The organism is Methylosinus sp. shoA (genome assembly GCF_059718125.1).
The window spans coordinates 433,571-453,825 of sequence record NZ_AP046091.1 but is presented as its reverse complement, the minus strand read 5'-3'; the positions used below and the strand labels follow the sequence as shown (position 1 = coordinate 453,825).

10 protein-coding genes are annotated in these 20,255 nt (G+C 63.0%); 8 read left to right on the top strand and 2 right to left on the bottom strand.

Translation table 11 applies throughout. The features are described 5' to 3' along the window. Window positions 1-47: 47 nt before the first annotated feature. The 7 genes from AC6IW9_RS02195 (at window position 48) to AC6IW9_RS02165 (ending at window position 13,444) form a co-directional block, all read left to right on the top strand. Entirely contained in the window at window positions 48-2,231 is a 2,184-nt protein-coding gene (locus tag AC6IW9_RS02195) for a TonB-dependent receptor (RefSeq protein WP_497768595.1), read from the top strand. Window positions 2,232-2,320: 89 nt separating this feature from the next. Further along, on the top strand, window positions 2,321-6,670 hold the full coding sequence (locus AC6IW9_RS02190) for an AMP-binding protein (protein WP_497768592.1): 4,350 nt from the start codon (window positions 2,321-2,323) through the stop codon (window positions 6,668-6,670). Between the two features lie 462 nt (window positions 6,671-7,132). Then, on the top strand, window positions 7,133-7,975 hold the full coding sequence (locus tag AC6IW9_RS02185; protein WP_497768589.1) for a DUF6531 domain-containing protein: 843 nt from the start codon (window positions 7,133-7,135) through the stop codon (window positions 7,973-7,975). A gap of 1,208 nt (window positions 7,976-9,183) precedes the next feature. Next, entirely contained in the window at window positions 9,184-11,382 is a 2,199-nt protein-coding gene (locus AC6IW9_RS02180; RefSeq protein WP_497772385.1) for an RHS repeat domain-containing protein, read from the top strand. A gap of 29 nt (window positions 11,383-11,411) precedes the next feature. Further along, a complete protein-coding gene (locus AC6IW9_RS02175; protein WP_497768586.1) occupies window positions 11,412-11,648 on the top strand; it encodes a hypothetical protein in 237 nt (78 codons plus the stop codon). A gap of 907 nt (window positions 11,649-12,555) precedes the next feature. Continuing rightward, window positions 12,556-12,951, top strand: coding sequence for a hypothetical protein (locus AC6IW9_RS02170; protein ID WP_497768583.1), 396 nt, complete (start codon window positions 12,556-12,558; stop codon window positions 12,949-12,951). A gap of 139 nt (window positions 12,952-13,090) precedes the next feature. After that, window positions 13,091-13,444 carry a hypothetical protein gene (locus AC6IW9_RS02165; protein ID WP_497768580.1) on the top strand — a complete coding sequence of 118 codons (354 nt, stop codon included), beginning with the start codon at window positions 13,091-13,093 and terminating at the stop codon, window positions 13,442-13,444. 185 nt (window positions 13,445-13,629) lie between these two features. Here the strand turns inward: AC6IW9_RS02165 and AC6IW9_RS02160 are convergent, their stop codons facing one another. Together AC6IW9_RS02160 and AC6IW9_RS02155 are read right to left on the bottom strand one after the other, a co-directional pair. Next, window positions 13,630-15,138, bottom strand: coding sequence for a bifunctional aminoglycoside phosphotransferase/ATP-binding protein (locus AC6IW9_RS02160; protein ID WP_497768577.1), 1,509 nt, complete (start codon window positions 15,136-15,138; stop codon window positions 13,630-13,632). A gap of 209 nt (window positions 15,139-15,347) precedes the next feature. Continuing rightward, window positions 15,348-16,004 (bottom strand): hypothetical protein, encoded by a 657-nt coding sequence (locus AC6IW9_RS02155; protein ID WP_497768574.1) that lies wholly within the window; start codon window positions 16,002-16,004, stop codon window positions 15,348-15,350. A gap of 621 nt (window positions 16,005-16,625) precedes the next feature. Between AC6IW9_RS02155 and carB the strand changes: the two genes are divergently transcribed. Beyond that, window positions 16,626-20,111 (top strand): carbamoyl-phosphate synthase large subunit, encoded by a 3,486-nt coding sequence (gene carB, locus AC6IW9_RS02150; protein WP_497768571.1) that lies wholly within the window; start codon window positions 16,626-16,628, stop codon window positions 20,109-20,111. The last annotated feature ends 144 nt before the right edge of the window (window positions 20,112-20,255 follow it).

Sequence of the window (20,255 nt, the reverse complement as noted above, 5' to 3'; positions counted from 1 at the left end):
CACGACACTCCTTCGACCGAACATCCTCAGCTTGGAGCAAATGAACAATGAAGCGCTTTCGATTCCGTGCGAAGAGCACGGTCGCGATCATGCCGTGCATGCTCACCGCTTTCGGCTCGCCTTGTCTCGCCCAGCAAGCATCCGGCAAGGAGCCGGTCGCGCTCGACGACATCACCATCTCGGTGACTGCGCGAAAGATAAAGGAGCCGCTGAAGGGCGTTCCGGCGAATGTCAGCATCCTCGCCGCTCCGGCATTGAGCAACACCGTCGCGGACATGCCGAATTCGCTCGCCCGGCAGACACCCAACGTCACCTATGCCAATATCGGTGATCCGACCCAGAGCTCCTACAGCATACGCGGCATGGGGCCGCTCATCCGACCGCTCAACTCGATGGATAGCACGGTCGGCTTCACTTACGACGGAGCGCCGACCACTCTGTTGGGCGCGGGCGTGCAGCCGCTGGACGTCGAAAGGATCGAGGTGCTGCGCGGGCCGCAGGGCACGCTCTACGGCCGCGGCACGCTCGCCGGCGCGATCAATTACATCTCGAAGGAGGCCGACGGAAAGTCCGAGGCCTTCTTCCGCGGAGAAATCGGCTCGAAGGGCTACAAGCTCGGAGAGCTGACCGCAGGCGCCACGCTCGTTCCCGATACGCTGTTCGGTCGTGTCGCGGTCCGCTTCAGCGACTTCGACGGCGACATCCATAACGGGATCATCGGCGGCAATGACGGCGGCCAGGCCTTGTCGGCGTTCAAAGGCACGCTCCGCTTCGTCTCGCCCGACCACGCGACGACGGTCAAGGTGACCGGCTTCTACAACAATGAGCGAACCAACATTCCCCAATTCGTTCTGCGCGACATGATCGGCTTTCCGGTCAGCGGCACGGACATTCACCAGAAGGCGAATCGCGAGATCGGCTTCGCCAATGTGACCATCACGCATGATCTCGACTTTGCGCGAGTGACCTCCGTCACCGCGGTCCAGCAGGTCGACGCCTTGAACCTCACCGACATCACCGACTCGTACCTGTTCGCCGTTCATCCGTTTTTCCCGGGCCTGCCGCCCTCCTTCTGGGCCGATCCGAACATGGATAAGTCGCGCGTCGACCAGAGCGAGACCGTCGTCAGCCAGGAGTTGCGGCTGAGTTCGCTCGATAACAGCGAGATCAAATGGGTCGGGGGACTGTCCTATTTCAGCTCGGACTACGGCTACACGCAGAACGCCATCAGCAGCATCTCGCCGGTCGCCAATGGCTATTTCAAGAACACTCTGACTTCCAACACCTATGGCGCGTTCGGCGAAGCCTCCGTGCCGGTGATCGACAAGCTGACATTCACGCTCGGGCTGCGCGTCGCGCATGACGACCAATGGTTCGACGGGAGCTATCGCTCCAACGGGATCTTCACGATCGCGCCCTTCTTCGATCAGCGTCACAAATTCGACGAGACTTATGTCACGGGGCGCGCTGCTCTGAGCTATGCGTGGACGGACGCCTTCACGACCTACGCCAGCGTCGCGCGCGGCCACTCGTCCGGCGGCTATAGCCATTTCACCAACAACGCTCCCTTCGGCCAGCCGGAGGACGCCTTCGAGCCGGCGACGAACTGGAGCTACGAGGCGGGCGTCAAATATTTCGATCCCGAGGGCAAGTTCGACATCACGGCGGCGGGCTTCTTCACCGATGTGAAGAACGGCCCGACCTTCAACTACGACCCCATGACGGCCACCTTCGCCTATATGCCCTATGACTACCGCTCGACGGGCTTCGAGCTGCAAGGCCGGTTCGCCATTACCGAGTCGGTGAGCGTGCGCGGCGGCGTCGGCTACATCCACGCGGAGCTGGCCAATGTCCCCCTGGACGACGCGGCCAATGTGCGCAGCGGGAACATCGTGCCCAATGTTCCCGATTGGAACGCGAACTTCGGGCTCGACGTGAAACACCCGATCGTCGTCGACTCCTTCGCGGGCCGGCTCATCGGAAGCGTCGAATATCAATATGTCGGCAAGCGGGCCGGCGATCCGGTCAATAATTTCGATCTCAAATCATATGGCCTCGTCAATCTGACGGCCGGCGTCGAGAACGACCGCGTGCGCATCTACGGCTTCGCGCGAAATCTATTCGACATACGCTACGAAGCTTTCGGCAGCTATCTCTCGGCGCAGGCGATCGGGCTCGTCGTCGGCCAGGGCCGAACCGCGGGAGTGGGCCTGACCATCAAATTCGATTGAGGGCGGAGCGCCGACGCCATATCGGCGAAGACCTGAACGCTCGCTCTCGCAGTCGCATATGATGATTATTTTTCAGACGAGCGATAGGCATGAGCAAAACGATAAAGGTTCTGGATCGCTGCCCTCCGAGCGCTTCGCAGCTCGACCTCTTGGAACGCGCCGACGCATTGCCGGAGTTATTTCTTCGCATACGCGCCATAGCGATACAGGGGCCGGTCGAAATCGGCCTCCTGATCGACGCCTGGGGCGCCGTGACGGAGCGTCATGCGGTTCTCCGCAGCGGCTTCCATCACGATTCGACGAGTGGCTGGTCGGCGATCGTCGAGCCGTCGGTCGATCTGGCGGCCGGCGTCGAGGACTGGAGCGCTCATGGCGCCGATAGCGAGGAGAAATGGCTTCGGAGCCTTTCATCCGACGACCGGCGTTTCGACGTGAGCCGTCCGCCTCTGGCTCGACTGACGATCGCCCGGCTCGGGACCGACCTTTTCGGCTTGGCGATCACCGCTCATCCTCTCGTCGCAGACGACCGGTCGCTGGAAATCGCGTTGCGCGAGACGGCGGAGATCTACGCTGGGCGCGCCGCGCGCCCGTGTAAAGAGCTTCCAGCCGTCCCGACGTTCACGGACCCGCTCGCGCGACAAGATGTCGAGGCGGCCACGATGTTCTGGTCGGCGCATTTGGATGGCGCGGCGCCTTCCCGCTTGCCGCTGCGCGACGCAGGGCAGCCTGAGCGAGCGGCGCGGAGTTTTTGCATTTCGACCATCCCGCTTCCCTCAGAGGATATGCGCGCCCTGTCCGAAGCGGCCGCGCGCATCGGAGCGAGCGTGGAAACTCTCGTTCTGGGCGCGTGGGCGCTTCTGCTGGGACGGCACGAGATGCAGGAGCAGGCGCTGTTCGCCGTTCCTCACCGGCGTCGGCCGCAGTTCCTGTCCTCGGACGCGCCGATCCTGGGGCCGCTGACCGTCGACCTGCCCTGCTTCGTCGTGCTCGACGACCACAAGCCCGTCGGCGCTCGGCTGCGAGAGCTGCATGCGACGCTGATCGACGCCCGCGAGCATGACAGCTTATCCGTTTCCGAGCTGCGATCTCTCGCCGGCGTTCTCCCGGATGCCGAATTCCTCACGTCCAGCGTGGCCGTGAACGAAGGCGACGATGATCCGGCGACGCCCTGGCGTGATATCGGCTTCGGCTTTCGCTCTCTTTCCGTCCCCGATGGCGGCGCCTTTCCATTGAGCCTGCGCCTCGCCGCCGGCATGCATCCGATGCTGCACGCCAATTATGACGCCGGCCAATTCGACGGCGCGGCGATCAGACTTCTTCTGGAACGCTTCCATCACGCCCTCTGCTGGCTGCCGCGAAGCCTGGAACGGCGGCTCTCGGAATATTCGCTCGCTCCGGACTGCGCCGCGCCGGTCCTCTGCGGCGCTCCTCGCCCGCGGCCGACCGAGGGCCTGTGGGCGACTTTGGAGAAGCGCCTCGCGAAGACGGGCGCATCGCTGCTCGCTCCCGACGGGGCCGTGATCGCCGACGGTCCGCAGCTTCTCGCCCGCGCCGCCGCTATCGACGCCGTGCTTTCGGCTTCGGGCGTCGGCGGCGGCGAGACGATCGCGCTTCTGCTCGAGCCCGGCCTCGCTTATGTCGCGTTGATCCTCGCCTGCCTCAGGCGCGGGAGCTGCTATGCTCCGATCGATCCGCTGCTGCCGGCGCAAGCCATGGCCGCGCGCTTGGCGAACAGCGGCATTCGCGCGCTCGTCGCCTCCTCGGCTCGCCTCTCCGCCCTGCGCGCTCCCTCGGGCGTGATCGTCATCGATCCGGAGACGGCGCCGACCGTCGCGGCGCCGGAGCCGCGTCCGAATTCCGATCCCGACGCGCCCATGCTGATGGTGTGGACCTCGGGCTCCACCGGAACGCCCAAAGCGCCTGTGCTGAGCGAAAGCGCCATCTTCAATCGCCTGAATTGGGGCTCCTCCGTCTATCCCCGCGAGGAGGCGGCGCGCGGGCTGCTCAAGACCTCGCCGGCCTTCGTCGACGCCGTCGCCGAAGCCTTGCAGCCCCTGCTGGACGGCTATCCGGTCGTCGTTCCCGATCCGGAAGAGGCGAGGTCTCCGTCCGCGCTCATGGTCTTGCTCCGACTCGCGAAAGCGACGCGGCTCGTGGCCACGCCCTCGGTGCTCGCCGCGATGATCGACGCCGATGGCGACACGTCCGCCTGGCCCGTGAAGCGGCTGCACATCTCCGGCGAACCGCTCCATCCTCGCCTCGTGCGTGATCTTTCTCGCAAGCTTCCGCCCGATGCGCTCGCTCTCGACATGTACGGGTCGACCGAGGTGAGCGCCGATGTGACGGCGGCGAGGATCGACATCGCCGCCGACGCGCCCGACATCGTCATCGGAACGCCGCTTCCCGGCTGCGAGATCTGGCTGCTCGATCACAATGGCGCGCCAACGCCCCGCGGCTCCGTCGGCGAACTGCATGTCGCAGGCGCGGCGCTCGCGCTCGGATATCATGGCGACGACGATCTGACGGCGCGCCGCTTTCGAGTCTGGCGCGCGCCGGATGGCCGCAGCGTCAGAATTTTCGCGACCGGCGATCTGGCGAGGCGGCGCTTCGATGGCGCGCTCGTCCATCTCGGCCGCAAGGACGCGCAGATCAAGATCGGCGGCGTGCGCATCGAACCGGGAGAGATCGAGGCGAAGATATCGGAGCTTCCCGAGGTGAAGACGGCGGTCGTCCTCGCCGTTCCGGGCGCCGCGCCGGAGGAGAAGCGGCTCGTCGCCTATGTGGAGCCTCATGCGCATGAACCGACGTCCGAGCAGCGAGCCGAGAATTGGCGCGCGCTCTATGACGACGCCTATCAGGAGATCGCGCGCGAGGGGCGCGCGCTCGACGATTTCCGAATCTGGGTCGGCGCGATCGACGGCAAGCCCATACCCGCCGACCATATGCGCGCCTGGGTCGATGCGACGATCGCGCTGACCCGCGAAGGCGAGCCGAACAGCATCGTGGAGATCGGCTGCGGACAGGGGCTTCTGCTCGGCCGGATGGCTGCGGAATACGCCTGTTATCTCGGCGTCGACATCAGTCACGACGCGTTGGAATGCGTGCGGCGGCTTCAGAAAGCGCATCCGGAGCTCGCGCATGTGCGGCTGCATCAGGCGCCTGCCGATCGTCGGCTGCCGGAGGAGCTCGTCCCGACCGGCGGCTTCGATTGCGCGCTCCTGAGCTCCGTCGTGCAATATTTCCCGGACGCCGACTATCTGCGACGCGCCCTTGCCGAGCTCGAGCCGAGCGTGGCGAAGGGAGGGCGCATCGTCATCGCGGATATAAGGGCCCATCATCTGCAACGTCTGCTTCTCGTCGATACGCTTCTCGTCCGCATGCCGGACAGCGCCGACATGGCGACGATTTTCGGATGGTTGAACGAGCGGCTCGAGCATGAGCCGGAGCTGCTTCTCGACCCACGCTTCTTTTTGGGCCTCGGGCGCCGGCTGCCGCGCCTAGCCGCAGTGGAGGCGCGCCCGAAGCCGAACGCGCACGATAACGAGCTCACCACATATCGATACGACGTCATCCTCCATCTCGATCGCCAGCCTGGCGGGACGCCTCTCGTCTGGCGAGAATGGGCAGGCGCGGAGGAGGTGACGAGCGAGCTGAGCAAAGCTCCGCAAATCCTGGCGGTTCGCGCCATCCCTCATCGCCGCCTCGCGCGCGCCGCCGCGGCGGCGCGCGGCCTCGAGCAGATCGCGCCCGAGGCGCCGGTCGCCGAATGGCGACGAATGGTCGACGACGAGCTCGCCGGATCGAGCCCCGCGGCGATCGGCTCGGATCCGTCTACGCTCGCGCAATTGGGGTCTGCGATGGGCTATCAGACGGTCGTCGGCTTGGACCTGACCGACGATCCGGCGGAGTTTCGCGCCGCCTTCGTTCCTCGGGGCGCGCTTCGCCCGACAGTCGCCGAACCGGCGGACGCGAATGTGGCGCGGGCGTCCTACGCCAATATTCCTTATGACGCCGTGAGCGCGGGCGACCTCGCGCTGCGCGTGAAGAACCATCTGCGGCGCAGCTTGCCGCCTTCCTTCATTCCCCACCATGTCGTGACGGTTCGCAATTGGCCGGTTACTCCGACGGGCAAAATCTTGAAACGAAAACTGGCCGCGCCCTCGGCTTCGGCGGCGGATCGGGCGTCGGCGCCGCCTTCCGGCAGGACCGAGATCAGGATCGCTTCGCTCTGGCGAGAGCTGCTCGGCGTCGAGCATGTCGGGCGTGACGATGACTTTTTCGAGTCCGGCGGGAACTCCATTCTGCTGACCCAGCTGACACAGGCCATCAACCGCGATTTTTCGATCCGATTTTCTCTGAGGGCTGCGTTCGGCGCGCCGACGCTGTCCGGAATGGCGCGCAATGTGGACATGATATCCAAGGATGCGAGAATTCCATGATGCGGAGACGTAAAGTCTATGGTTGCCGACGACTTTTCCACGCCGACCCATGCGCATGTCTTCCTGGGCGAAGACCACGGACACTGCGAAAGCTTGGCCTTGACATATGAAGAAGATAGGAAGAAACTTAAGTGGTCATACATGGTTAAATTCTCATCACCTTTCTGAGGTCGATTATGCGGTTCGTCTCCTTCGTCGGTTGCGCTGTTGCGATTTTCGTAGTGCTGGCATGCCTCACCCCTGCCAGCGTTCGAGCGCAGCAGTCTTCTTCCGGAGAAGGGCCCGCAGAATGGTGCGCCGTCACAGCCGGGCTCGGCGCTCCGCCCATTTGCAGCCCTAGCCCCGAACAAACTTGTCACGAGCAGTGGATTCAGACCATGGATCCACCCAACACCAAGAAGACGCGATATTTAGGCGCTTTTCCGACCAGCAACCCAGCTGCTTTTCGGTGCGATTTCACGAATGCGGTGGACGGCCGGTGCGAAGGAAATTTATCGTGTGGTTTCGGCGGTCCTTCCACGGCTTATATCTTGTATACCTGGGTATCACCCGATCGGAGTCTCGCAATGCGCCCGTGACAATGAAGACGCGCCGGCGCGCGGCGATGGATGCAACACGAATTCGGGCGGCCTCCCCAATACCCAAGCAGGAAATCCCATAGCGCTGTTCGACGGCGCAAAGGTCGAGCGTGTAACGGATTTTTCGACGGCGGACGGTCGTTTCCTGATCGAGCGCCATTATCGCAGCATACCGCAGATTTTTGGAGTTCAGGCGCGCAACGGCGATATCCGCGGCGCAATCGGCGGCTGGCGTTTCGGCTTCGAAATCGAACTTCATTTGCAGGATACCGGCAATGCCGTCACTCTGCATCTGCCGAACGGCGTCGCTTACGACTTTTCGAGGTCCGAATCTCAATTTTCTTCTACACCCGGGAGCAACCCTCAAGGCGATTATGAATTGTCGTTCCTGGGAACGACGCCGGCAGGAGGCTGGCCAAATGTAACTCGAGGGATGACGCAATGGAGCGTGAAGGACTCTGCAAACAGAACTTGGTTGCTGCAGACATTCGATGGTCGAAAAAATAATAAAGAGACTACATCTATATTCAATATAGCCAGACCCATAAAGATGACTGCGCCAGGTGGCTATGTGTGGTATTTTCCTATGATACGAATGGGATGCTTTTGTCAATTCGAGACAGTTTTAATCGAATATTTAGTTTTACCTGGAATATCCTTGTTTATCCGAAGAAGACTAATCCTCAGGCGACAGACGCAGTATGGTTCGACCGACCTGTCAGCATAGCACAGATCAATCTACCGGGCACTCAGACTCTCAAATACACGTATGAGCAAACCTTCGATTATCACGATCCAGAACATCCAGATCCGGATGTCGACGCACGTGGAATATCGCTTCTTGCAGTTCGACTCGTCAAAGCCGAGCTGTTCGGCGGAGGCGGGACGCTGATCGACGCCACGACCTACCATTACGAGAACCTCACCTACCCCGAATTCCTGACCGGCATAACCGACGCTCGGAACATTCGATACGCCACATTTGCCTATGATACTCGAGGCCGCGCCATTTCGACATCGCACGCCGGCCAGGACGCTTATTCGATCCTCTACAACACGCCGGCCTCCACACTGCCCAACGAGCTGATCCGCACTGTGACCAATCCTCTCGGGAAAAAGGCCGAATATCATTGGAGCCATCCCGCCAACAGCAACCTGTCGCGGCAGACCTCGGTCGTCGGCAAGGCGTCGACCAATTGTCCAGCCAGCGCGAGCAGCTACACGTACGGCGCGAATGGATTCACGGATTCCCAGACGGATGAGGAGGGGCGCGTCACGACCTTCGTGCGCGACTCGCGCGCTCGCCCGACGTCGATCACCCGGGGCGTCGGCGCGCCTCAGGCGTCGACGACCTCGGTGACATGGAGCAGCGACTATAATCTGCCGAAGAAGATCGTCGAGCCCGGGCTGACGACAGAGCTGACGATCGGTCCTTCCGGCCTCGTCACCCAAATTCAGAAGACGGATACGACGACGCAAACCGTTCCCTATTCCACAAAAGGGCAGAAGCGCGTCTGGGGGTTCGGCTATGATACGACGGGCCGTCTCACCTCGGTCCATGGCCCGCTCGCCGGAACGGGCGACACTATCCGCTTCGCTTACAATGCGGCGGGCGGACTGGAGAGCGTCACCGACGAGGTCGGCCTCATCACCAACATCACCGCCTGGAATGCGCTCGGACAGCCGACATCGTTCATCGACGCCAATGGTGTGGGGACGGCGCTGGACTATGACGGGCGCGGACGGGTCACGCGCATCTCCGTCGACAAGGCGAACACGCCCGCGGTGACGACGATCGAATATAACGCCGTCGGCGATGTGACCAAAATCACGCAGCCGAATGGCGTCTATGAAATCTATACCTATGACGACGCGAGGCGGCTCACCAGAATCACCAATTCCGCCGGCGAGAAGATCGGCTACACGCGCGACGCGATGGGCAATGCGACCAAGATCGCGATCGCCGAGGCGAGCTCGGCCATCGTCTATCGGAAGACGCAGACGTTCGACGAGCTCGGGCGTTTGATCAAATCGATCGGAGCGGGCTCGCAGACGCATAGCTTCGGCTATGATCGCACCGGCAATCTCACCAGTGTCAAGGATCCTCGATCCAAGGTCTTCTCCTATGGCTTCGACGCCCTGGACCGGCTGTTCCGCGAGGTGGACGAGGAAGGCGCGGTCGTCGATCTCACCCGCGACGGTCAGGACGAGGTCACGGCCTATAAGGATGCGCGCAATCTCACGACGACCTATGTTCGCAACGGCTTCGGCGAGGTGATCCAGGAGAGTTCGCCGGACAAGGGGACGACGGTCTATGTGCGCGACGCGCGCGGCCTCGTCACGCGCAAGACCGACCCGCGCGGGATCGTGACGGATTACGCTTATGACAACGCCGGCCGCCTCACGGCCAAGTCCTATCCCGGCAATTCGGCCTATTGGCAGACGTTCCGCTGGGATGAGACGCAGACGGGCAATTTCGGCAAGGGTCGTCTCGTCGGCGTCTACGACGAATCGGGCTCCGATTGGCGCGTGTTCGACCGCAAGGGACGCATAGCGATCGATTATCGAACCAATAGCCCCGCGCCCGCTGTCGAAGTCGACTACAGCTATGACGCGGCGGGAAACGTCATCGGAATGGTCTATCCTTCCGGCCGGCGCGTCGCCTTCTCGCGCGACGCCGCCGGGCGCATCAGCGGCGTCGTCACCTACAAGAATGCGGCCGCCGCCGCGCAGACCCTCGCTTCACCCGTCACATGGGCCCCGTTCGGCCCGGTCTCCGGCATCGCGTTCGGCAATGGCCTCGCCGCGAGCTACACGCTGGACACGGACTATCGGATCACACGGGTTCGGGTCGGCCCCGCCGGCAGCCCGGGCGCCACGCTCGACCGCAGCCTCGGCTGGACCGGCGAGACGATCGATTCGATCGTCGACAATCTGTCCCCCGGAACCACGCCGCCCGGCGACTACGCCGCGCAGACGCAGAGCTTCACCTATACGCCGACGCGCAGGCTCAAGACCGCGAGCGGCTATTATGGCGCACTCTCCTGGACCTATGACGCCAACGGCAACCGCGCGTCGCAGACGCTCAACGGCGTGACCTCGCCTTATTCCTATCCGCCGACGTCGAACCGTCTCGCCTCGGTGTCGCCGCCCGGCGGCACGGTGCGCAGCTTCACCTATGACGCGGCCGGCAATGTGCTGACCGACACGCGCGCCGGCGCGCTGGGCATGAGTTTCGAATATGATGTGGAAGGGCGGCTGTCGAAGGCGCGGCGGACCAATTCTCCGGGCATCGGCGGGACCTACCGCTATGACGCCCGCAATCGCCTCGTCTCGCGCACGGTGACGCAGACCGCGGCGCCGACCACATTCACGACGCTCTATGTCCACGACCTCGACGACCACATCATCGCGGAGACAGATGCGAGCGGCGCGACGCTGCGGGAATATATCTGGCTGGACGACATTCCGCTGGCGGTTGTGGACAAGGTCGCGACCGGCTCGCCGGTGATCTATTACGTCCACGCCGACCATCTCGGCCGCCCGGCGCGGATGACCGCGCAGAACCAAGCCTGGGTGTGGGACGTGATCTACTCGCCCTTCGGCGAGACGAGCTATATAAAGACCAATCCGGGGACGAACGACATCCGCTTTCCGGGTCAATGGTTCCAGCTGGAGAGCGGGCTCGCCTACAACTGGCATCGGCATTATGATGCGACGCTGGGGAGGTATCTGCAGCCGGATCCGATTGGCTACGCGGGTGGGCGAAATTTGTATGGGTATGTGGGGCAGAGTCCCTTAGTGTGGATTGATCCCGAGGGACGGAATGCAGGCACAGTGGCAGGTGCTGAACTCGGAACGGCTATATTGCCAGGCCCTGGTACAGTAGTCGGTGCAATATTGGGGACATCGGTTGTTTTGGGAGGTGCGTGGGCAATAGAGAATTATTGCCGTAAAACAAAAGATAAAGACTGTGATAAAGAATGGGAGGAAGCCTACGGCATATGCCGAGAATTGATGAATAACGGGGAGAATTTTAATAGAAGAAGGTTTGGTCCTGAGCCATACAATTTGCATAGATGCGCGATGGGATACGTCTCTGAAAGATGCGGCGGAAATCCGGTGTCTCACTAAGGCGGGATAACTCAGGGGAGTGCGTGACTGTGAGTCGGGCTGAAATGATAGATGCTGCGATAACAGCAAGCGTAGATCAGAACTGGAAAAAGACGGCTTTGATTATCGCGCGGGTACTAAAATCAATGGGCGAGCAATGGTCGGATGGCCTTGAGGGCGATATCTTAGAGCGTGTTGTTCATTTACAGGGCATGGGTATCCTGGAGATCAACGGCGATATCTCGCTTCCTAGGACTAGTGAAATCCGCATCATAACTCCGAGATGAACTCCCTACTCAAAGGGGACCGCTCGCCATGAATCGCGGGGATTGGTCACGCAGAAGACCGATCCGCGCGGGATCATGATCATCAATGGCAATACGGCCTTTATCGGGACTCACGCCGGTGTGATCATAGAATCGAGCAGAGTTACAAATATTTACGACCCAGGTGGCAGCTATAAGGCGAATGCTGGACGAGGATCGGACGATACTGTCACGGGGCCAGATGTAAATATTCGAGATTATTTAAGATATCAGCGGCAAGATGGGCCGAACGTGCATATTCATCGCTATAACACTTCGCCGAATGAAGAAGATCAAATTAGGCAGAGAATCGAGGATCAAGGCGCCTGTTTTCCAGGGCTTTGCGCGCGATGCACAAGCAATGCGTTACAAGGGATTGGTCCCTTCCGAAACTTGCCTCTGACCTGGACTCCTCGTGGCCTGAATTATGCACTCCCATAAGCTAGGCCTAGGAGGACATCGGGATCGGATCGTCGCAGCCGCTTGGTGTGCGGTCGCGACGAGTTTCTACGTTATTTTGCAGGGAGAGATGTTATCTCGTCGACTGACGATACTAACGGGTACGTTTATTGCAGCGTATATCGTTTCATTTACAATATGCGGTTTTGTTATAGGGAATAAGATGTTAGTATTGCGTATATTTTATGTAATTTGCGCGAGTTATATTTGTAGTTCATTTTCATACCTCGCCGCTAGTTTATTGCTATTGAATGGTTACAGCAGCAGCGTATCTGCGATTGATCTGTTTTGTATCTCTCTGTTTTTTCCATTCCTTGCGGCAAATGGTTGGGTTCCTGGGGCAATTGCGGCCGGTCTCTTCGCTTTTGAGGCCTTGAGGCGAACGCTCTGACCCCCCGCGGACTGTCACCAGCCGCGATTGAGACGGGCAATGTCGAACCGTCTCGCCTCGGTGTCGCCGCCCGGCGGCACGGTGCGCAGTTTCACCTATGACGCGGTCGGCAATGTGCTGACCGACACGCGCGCCGGCGCGCTGGGCATGAGTTTCGAATATGATGTGGAAGGGCGGCTGTCGAAGGCGCGGCGGACCAATTCTCCCGGCATCGGCGGGACCTACCGCTATGACGCCCGCAATCGCCTCGTCTCGCGCACGGTGACGCAGACGGCGGCGCCGACCACCTTCACGACGCTCTATGTCCACGACCTCGACGACCACATCATCGCGGAGACGGATGCGAGCGGCGCGACGCAGCGGGAATATATCTGGCTGAACGACATTCCGCTCGCCGTGGTGGACAAGGTCGCGACCGGCTCGCCGGTGATCTAAGAGATTTGGGCTGCCAAAGCTTTTTTGGCGGTGGTATCACCGAGAATGCAAGCGGGAGGGCGACGCCGACCTGACATATGAAGAAGCTTGTGCCTTTCACGACGAATGGTGCCGGCTCGGGAAGCCCTAGGGAGGGGAAATGAAAATAAGGGCTTCGGACGTTGTTCTCTGGCTGAGTTTTCCCGGAAGAAAGAGTATCGCCTCAAAATACGAGGAGATAATAAAACCTCATCGTCGGCACGTTCGTTACGCCGATGGACGGCCGACAGTAAGTTTTGCAATTCTTTTGGACCGCTCTTTCTTTCTGAAGAGACGCCAAACTGAATTGTTTGCTGCCTTAGAAAAGGTGACGCCTTATGATCTGATTGCAGAGATAGCTATCTTCCATCCTTCGAGTAAAGCTTCCTTCTCAGTCGAGATCCCGCCGCGCATTGTCGACAGTTTAACAACAATCGGCGCGAAATTGAGAATCGTGTCTTACTTGTCGGATTGAGAAGAACGACGAACGCCCGCGCAATTTCACTATGACGCGGCCGGCAATGTGCTGACCGACACGCGCGCCGGCGCGCTGGACATGAGTTTCGAATATGATGGAAGGACGGCTGTCGAAGGCGCGGCGGACCAATTTTCGGGCAGGCGCTCCCTTCTCCTGCTTTGCGGGAGAAGGGAGCGCCCTTTCTACAAGCGCCCCGCAACGTCTCGGGCGATCTCGTCGACTCTGCGCGACGCGTCGATGCGCGTCCATGTCATTTCGCCGATGTCGTAGCGGCGCTGCTCGGCGAGCACTCGAGGCGTTGCGTCGGAGACGTCGTTGCGGCGCGCCGCGACGCGGCTCTCGGCGAGAAAGGCGTCGGCCTCGAGCCAGACGCCTGCGAAGGGGACGCCGACCTCGAGCGCTTCCGCTTCTATCGCGGCGCGCTCCTCGGGGCGGGCGTGCACGGCGTCGACGATGACGCTCCAGCCGGCGGCGGCGGCGCGCGCCGCTTCGCTGCGCAGCGACGCATAGACCCGCGCGGACATTTCGGGCGTGTAGGCGTGCGGGGCCAAGCGCGTCGTCGGCGCGACGCCGCAGAGCCGCTTGCGCAGCCGGTCGCTGGAGAGCACGCGCGCGCCGGGCGCGGCGCCGAGGAGCGGCGCCAGCGCCGCGGCGATGCTCGACTTGCCGGTTCCGCTGAGCCCGCCGATCGCGACCACGCGCGGCGGAGCGGGGCGCAGCAGCGCGCAGGCGAGATCGAAATAATCGCGCGTCTCGGCGTTCGGCGCGGCGGCGTCGACGTCGGGCTCGACGGCGCGGGCCGCCGCCACATCGGCGCGGATCGCCGCGCGCAGCGCCATGAAGAAGGGCAGCAGCGAAAGCCCGTCCGTCTCGTCACGATCGTCGAGATAGCGGTTCAGCGCCAGCGCCGCCAGCGCGCGCGCGCCGCGCCGCGTCAGATCCATCAGCAGAAAGGCGAGATCGTAGAGCGTGTCGATCGTCGCCAGATCGTCGGAGAATTCGATGCAGTCGAAGGGCGTCGGCTCGCCGTCGACGACGCAGATATTGCGAAGCGTGAGATCGCCGTGGCACCGGCGCACTCTGCCTTCGTCGCGCCTGCGATCGAGGAGCCCGCCATGGCCGAGCGCCGCGGCGCGCAGCCCCTCGGCCAGCGCGAGGCGCTCTCGCATCCCGACGACGGGGGATTTGGCGAGCGAACTCGTGTCGCCGAGATCGAGCAGCGCGGCCATCGCTTCGCCTCCGCCATGCGCGCGATCGATCTCGGCGCCGTCGTGGAAGGCGGCGAGGCGCGCCGCGAGCCGCTCGATCAGCGGCGCCGTCAGACGGCCCGCCAGAGCGAGGCGGTCGAGCAGCGCGTCTTCGTCGAAGCGGCGCATCTCGACGACCGCATCGACGAGCTCGCCCGCGCCGTCGAAAGCCAGCGAGCCGTCGCTCTCGCGGGTGACGGGCCGCGCGGCGAGATAGAGCGAGGGGGCGAGACGGCGGTTCAATTCATGCTCGCGCTCGCACATGGCGAGCCGGATCTGCGGCGTATGAAAATCGAGATAAGGAAAGACGACGTCGCGCTTGAGCTTATAGGCGCGCTCGCGCGTCAGAACGACGATCGAGATATGGGTGACGATCGGCGCGCCGGCGCTCTCGCCCTGCGCCATGAGGAAGCGGACGGTCTCGTCCTGCGCGCCGAAGCTCATGAATGAAGGTCCCCGCCTGCTCGCGGGACATCATAGGATGACGCGCGGTCGAGGCAAAGCGGCGGCGCGTATCGAAGCCGACAGCCGAGCGACCGCGGATCACAAAAAGCTCGCACGAGATCGCGTGCAATCGCTCGAGCGAGCCGTGCTCGAGCCGAATGCGGCTGGTGTCGTCGTAATCGACTGGGCGCGCGCCGATGCGAGCCGGTTCAGGAGCCTGAATGTCCTTGTCCCTTGCCCATCCGACGCTCGATTTCTCCTCGCGCCCTCTTATACGCTTCGATCACGCGGGGCCGCGCCCACTCATAGAGCTCGATCGCCCGCGGCTTCGCCCAATCATATGCGGCGCAGCCCCATTTGCCGGCGAGCCGTCCAGCTCGCTTCGAGGCTTGGACCGCCCGGTCGAACCAGGGCAGCATCTGGCTGTCCGGCGGAATCTTTTCCCGTGTCCAGGCGACGCCGTCGTCGCCGATCTGGGAGAGGGCTCGTCCGAGATGGCCCCACGGGTCCTCGACCGGCGTCTTCGCCATCCGTTCGCGGAAACGGGCGAAATCTGCCGCGAGCGCGGCGTTCTTGCCGCGCTCCTCGTCGAGAAGGCTCTCGAGCTTGTGCACGAGCGCCTCCTCTTCCTCGGCGTGGCGCTCGTTCTTCTCGGCCTGCTGCGCCTTGCGGCGCGCGTCCAGCATGGCGTCGTCGACCTCGCGGGTCGCGTCGTCGACCTGGTAGGCCATCGCCTCATATTTCGAGATCACCTCGTCGCGCTGCTGGATCGCGCTGCGCAGAAGCGCGATCAGCGCGTCGCGGCCGAGCTTGTCGTAATCGGCGTCCGGGGTTGGGGACGTGCGGTTTTCGGCCCTCTTCTCCATGCGACACTCTCCGCCCTGTCTCGCCTTGCGGCTCTCGCGAGCGAGGCCCGCCGCCAGGCAGATAATGCGGCAGAGCTTGTTGTCCACCGTTGCACAGTGCGGCCGCGAAAGAAGAATTCGATGCAACTCGAACGTCGCGCTGACATTTCGAAGCCACAGCCGCCGCCGTCCGCCGCTCGAGCGCGGCAGTTTCAGCGATTTTGCAGAGATCTTGCCGAGCTCTCTCCTACGCAATGACATTCGATATCGGAAGCATCGTCGTCGAGACGCGATCATCTCTCGGAATCACTATCTTTATTCCGCTTTATGCGACAAACGATCCACGATATTCGAGGAGCGCCTGTTCGAGCGGCGAAGCGGGGCTTCCCGTCGAGTGCGTCGCTGCGCCCCCTTCCCCTGCCGCGAATTCTCGTCTAACACACGCCCGACCGCCGGGCGGGCCGCTCGCCCCGCTCGATCTCGTCCCCACGGAGGGCGCGCCGAACCTGAGAAAGGGCTGCGGCGCGGCCTTTTTTTGTGTGCGCCCGTGCGGAATGTGACGGCGGCGCGCGACCGGGCGCGCGCTTTCCCTCCTGCCGAGGCGGGCCCGCGCGCGAAGAAAGGATGACAGACGAAAGCGACATGCCGAAACGAACCGACATATCGACCATTCTGATCATCGGCGCCGGCCCCATCGTCATCGGCCAGGCCTGCGAATTCGACTATTCGGGAACCCAGGCCTGCAAGGCCCTGCGCGCCGAGGGCTATCGCATCGTCCTCGTCAATTCCAATCCCGCCACCATCATGACCGATCCCGATATGGCGGATCGGACCTATGTCGAGCCGATCACGCCCGAGATCGTCGCCAAGATCATCGAGAAGGAGCGCTACGCCCATCCCGGCGGCTTCGCCCTTCTGCCGACGATGGGCGGGCAGACGGCCTTGAACTGCGCGCTCTCGCTGGAGCGCATGAGCGTGCTCGAAAAATTCGGCGTCGAGATGATCGGCGCCGACGCCGAGGCCATCGACAAGGCCGAGGATCGCGAATTGTTCCGTGAGGCCATGACGAAGATCGGCCTCGAGACGCCGCGCTCGCGCCTCGCCAACGCCACCGACCTCAAGACCGCGGACAAGGCCAGGCGCAACGCCGAGATCGCCGAGATCGAGGCTTCGGCCCTGCCGGACGAGGAGAAGAAGAAGGCGATCGCCGAGATCCGCCGCCGCTGGGAGGCGGACGAGCCGGAGCGCAAGCGGCGCTATATTTCCAAGGGCCTGACCGAGGCGCTGGAGGCGCTGGAGGATATCGGCCTGCCGGCGATCATCCGGCCGTCCTTCACTCTGGCCGGCACGGGCGGCGGCATCGCCTACAACAAGGCCGAGTTCATCGACATCATCGAGCGCGGGCTCGACGCCTCGCCGACCACCGAGGTGCTGATCGAAGAGAGCGTCATCGGCTGGAAGGAATATGAGATGGAGGTCGTCCGCGACAGAGCGGACAATTGCATCATCGTCTGCTCGATCGAGAACATCGATCCGATGGGCGTGCATACGGGCGATTCGATCACCGTCGCCCCGGCGCTGACGCTGACCGATAAAGAATATCAGATCATGCGCGACGCCTCGATCGCCGTGCTGCGCGAAATCGGCGTCGAGACCGGCGGATCGAATGTGCAATTCGCCGTCGATCCGAAGACCGGCCGCATGATCGTCATCGAGATGAATCCGCGCGTCTCGCGCTCCTCCGCCCTGGCGTCCAAGGCGACGGGCTTTCCGATCGCCAAGGTCGCGGCGAAGCTCGCCGTCGGCTACACGCTCGACGAGATCGCCAATGACATCACGGGCGGCGCGACGCCGGCCTCCTTCGAGCCGACGATCGATTACGTCGTCACCAAGATTCCGCGCTTCGCCTTCGAGAAGTTTCCGGGCGCCGAGCCGGTGCTGACGACCGCGATGAAATCGGTCGGCGAGGCCATGGCGATCGGGCGCAATTTCGCGGAAAGCCTGCAGAAGGCGCTGCGCTCGCTGGAGACCGGCCTCTCCGGTCTCGACGAGATCGAGATCGACGGCGTCGGTCGCGGCGACGATATGAATGTGCTGCGCGCCGCGCTCGGCACGCCGACGCCGGACCGGCTGCTCGTCGTCGGCCAGGCGCTGCGCCTCGGCATGAGCGCGCAGGAGATACACGAAGCCTGCAAGATCGATCCCTGGTTCATCGCGCGCATAGAGGAGATCGTCGCGCTCGAGAACAAAGTGCGCAAATTCGGCCTGCCGAAGGACGCCGAGAATTTTCGCGCGCTGAAGTTCGCCGGCTTTTCCGACGCGCGGCTCGCGACGCTCGCCGGCGCGACAGAAAAAGACGTCCGCGGCGCGCGGAGGGCGCTGGACGTGCGGCCGGTCTATAAGCGCATCGACACATGCGCGGCGGAGTTCGCCTCTCCGACCGCCTATATGTATTCGACCTATGAAGCGCCTTTCATGGGCGCTCCCGCCAATGAGGCGCGGCCGTCCGATCGGCGCAAGATCGTCATTCTCGGCGGCGGGCCGAACCGCATCGGCCAGGGCATAGAATTCGATTATTGCTGCTGCCACGCCTGCTTCGCGCTCGCCGGGGCCGGCTTCGAGACGATCATGATCAACTGCAATCCGGAGACGGTGTCGACGGATTACGACACCTCCGATCGTCTCTATTTCGAGCCGCTGACGGCGGAGGACGTCGAGGAGATCCTCGACGTCGAGCGCGGCGAGGGAACGCTCGTCGGCGTCATCGTCCAATATGGCGGGCAGACGCCCTTGAAGCTCGCTCATGCGCTGAGCTCGGCGGGCTTGCCGATCCTCGGCACGCCGGTCGATTCGATCGATCTCGCCGAGGATCGCGACCGCTTCAAGCGCCTGCTCGACAAGCTCGGCCTGAAGCAGCCCAAGAACGGCATCGCCTATTCGGTGGAGCAGTCGCGGCTCGTCGCCGGCGAGCTCGGCCTGCCGCTCGTCGTGCGGCCGTCTTACGTGCTCGGCGGGCGCGCCATGGCGATCATCCGCGATCAGAACGCGCTCGACGATTACCTGCTCGGCACGCTGCCGAGCCTGGTGCCGTCGGACGTCAAGGCGCGCTATCCCAACGACAAGACCGGGCAGATCAACACCGTGCTCGGCCGCAATCCTCTTCTGTTCGACCGCTATCTCACCGATGCGATCGAGGTGGACGTCGATTGCGTCGCCGATGGCGAGAGCGCGGCGATCGCCGGCGTGATGGAGCATATCGAGGAAGCGGGCATTCATTCCGGCGATTCGGCCTGCTCGCTGCCGCCGCGCTCGCTCTCCGCCGAGACGGTCGTCGAGCTCGAGCGGCAGACGGTGCTGCTCGCCAAGGCGCTCGGAGTCGTCGGGCTGATGAATGTGCAATTCGCGCTGAAGGACGGCGAGATTTATGTGCTCGAGGTCAATCCGCGCGCTTCGCGCACCGTGCCCTTCGTCGCCAAGGTGATCGGCGCGCCGATCGCCAAGATCGCGGCCCGAATCATGTCCGGCGAGAAACTCGCGGGGTTCGGCCTACCGCGGCCTGCGCCCAATCACGTCGGGGTGAAGGAGTCGGTATTCCCCTTCGCGCGTTTTCCGGGCGTCGATACGGTGCTCGGGCCGGAGATGCGCTCGACCGGCGAGGTCATCGGCCTCGACCGCAGCTTCGAGGCCGCCTTCGCCAAGAGCCAGCTCGGGGGCGGGACCAAGGTGCCGCGGCAGGGGACGGTCTTCGTCTCGGTGCGCGACGCCGACAAGCCGCGCGTGCTGCCGGCCGTGCGGCTGCTCGCCGAGCTCGGCTTCGCCGTCGTGGCGACCGGCGGCACCGCCCGCTATCTCGCCGAGAACGGCGTGCCGGCGCAAAAGCTCAACAAAGTGTCGGAAGGGCGTCCGCATATCGTGGACGCGATCAAGAACGGCTCGGTCCAGCTCGTGTTCAACACGACCGAAGGCGCCCAGGCGCTGGCCGACTCACGTTCCTTGCGCCAAGCTGCGCTATTGCATAAAGTGCCCTATTATACGACGCTCGCCGGCGCGATAGCGGCGGCGCAGAGCATCAGGGCCTATGTATCGGGAGATCTCGAAGTCCGCGCCCTACAGGACTATTTCGCGTGACTGACGCGCCTCGGCCGGGCGCGCGCGAAGCGTAAATTCGGCCGCCGCATCAGCGGCTCATTCATGTCGTGGAGGTACGATCGCCCGCCGTGTCTCGCGAGAGGCCGGCGTCGGAAAGGATTTTTCAGCGCGACCGACCCTCCG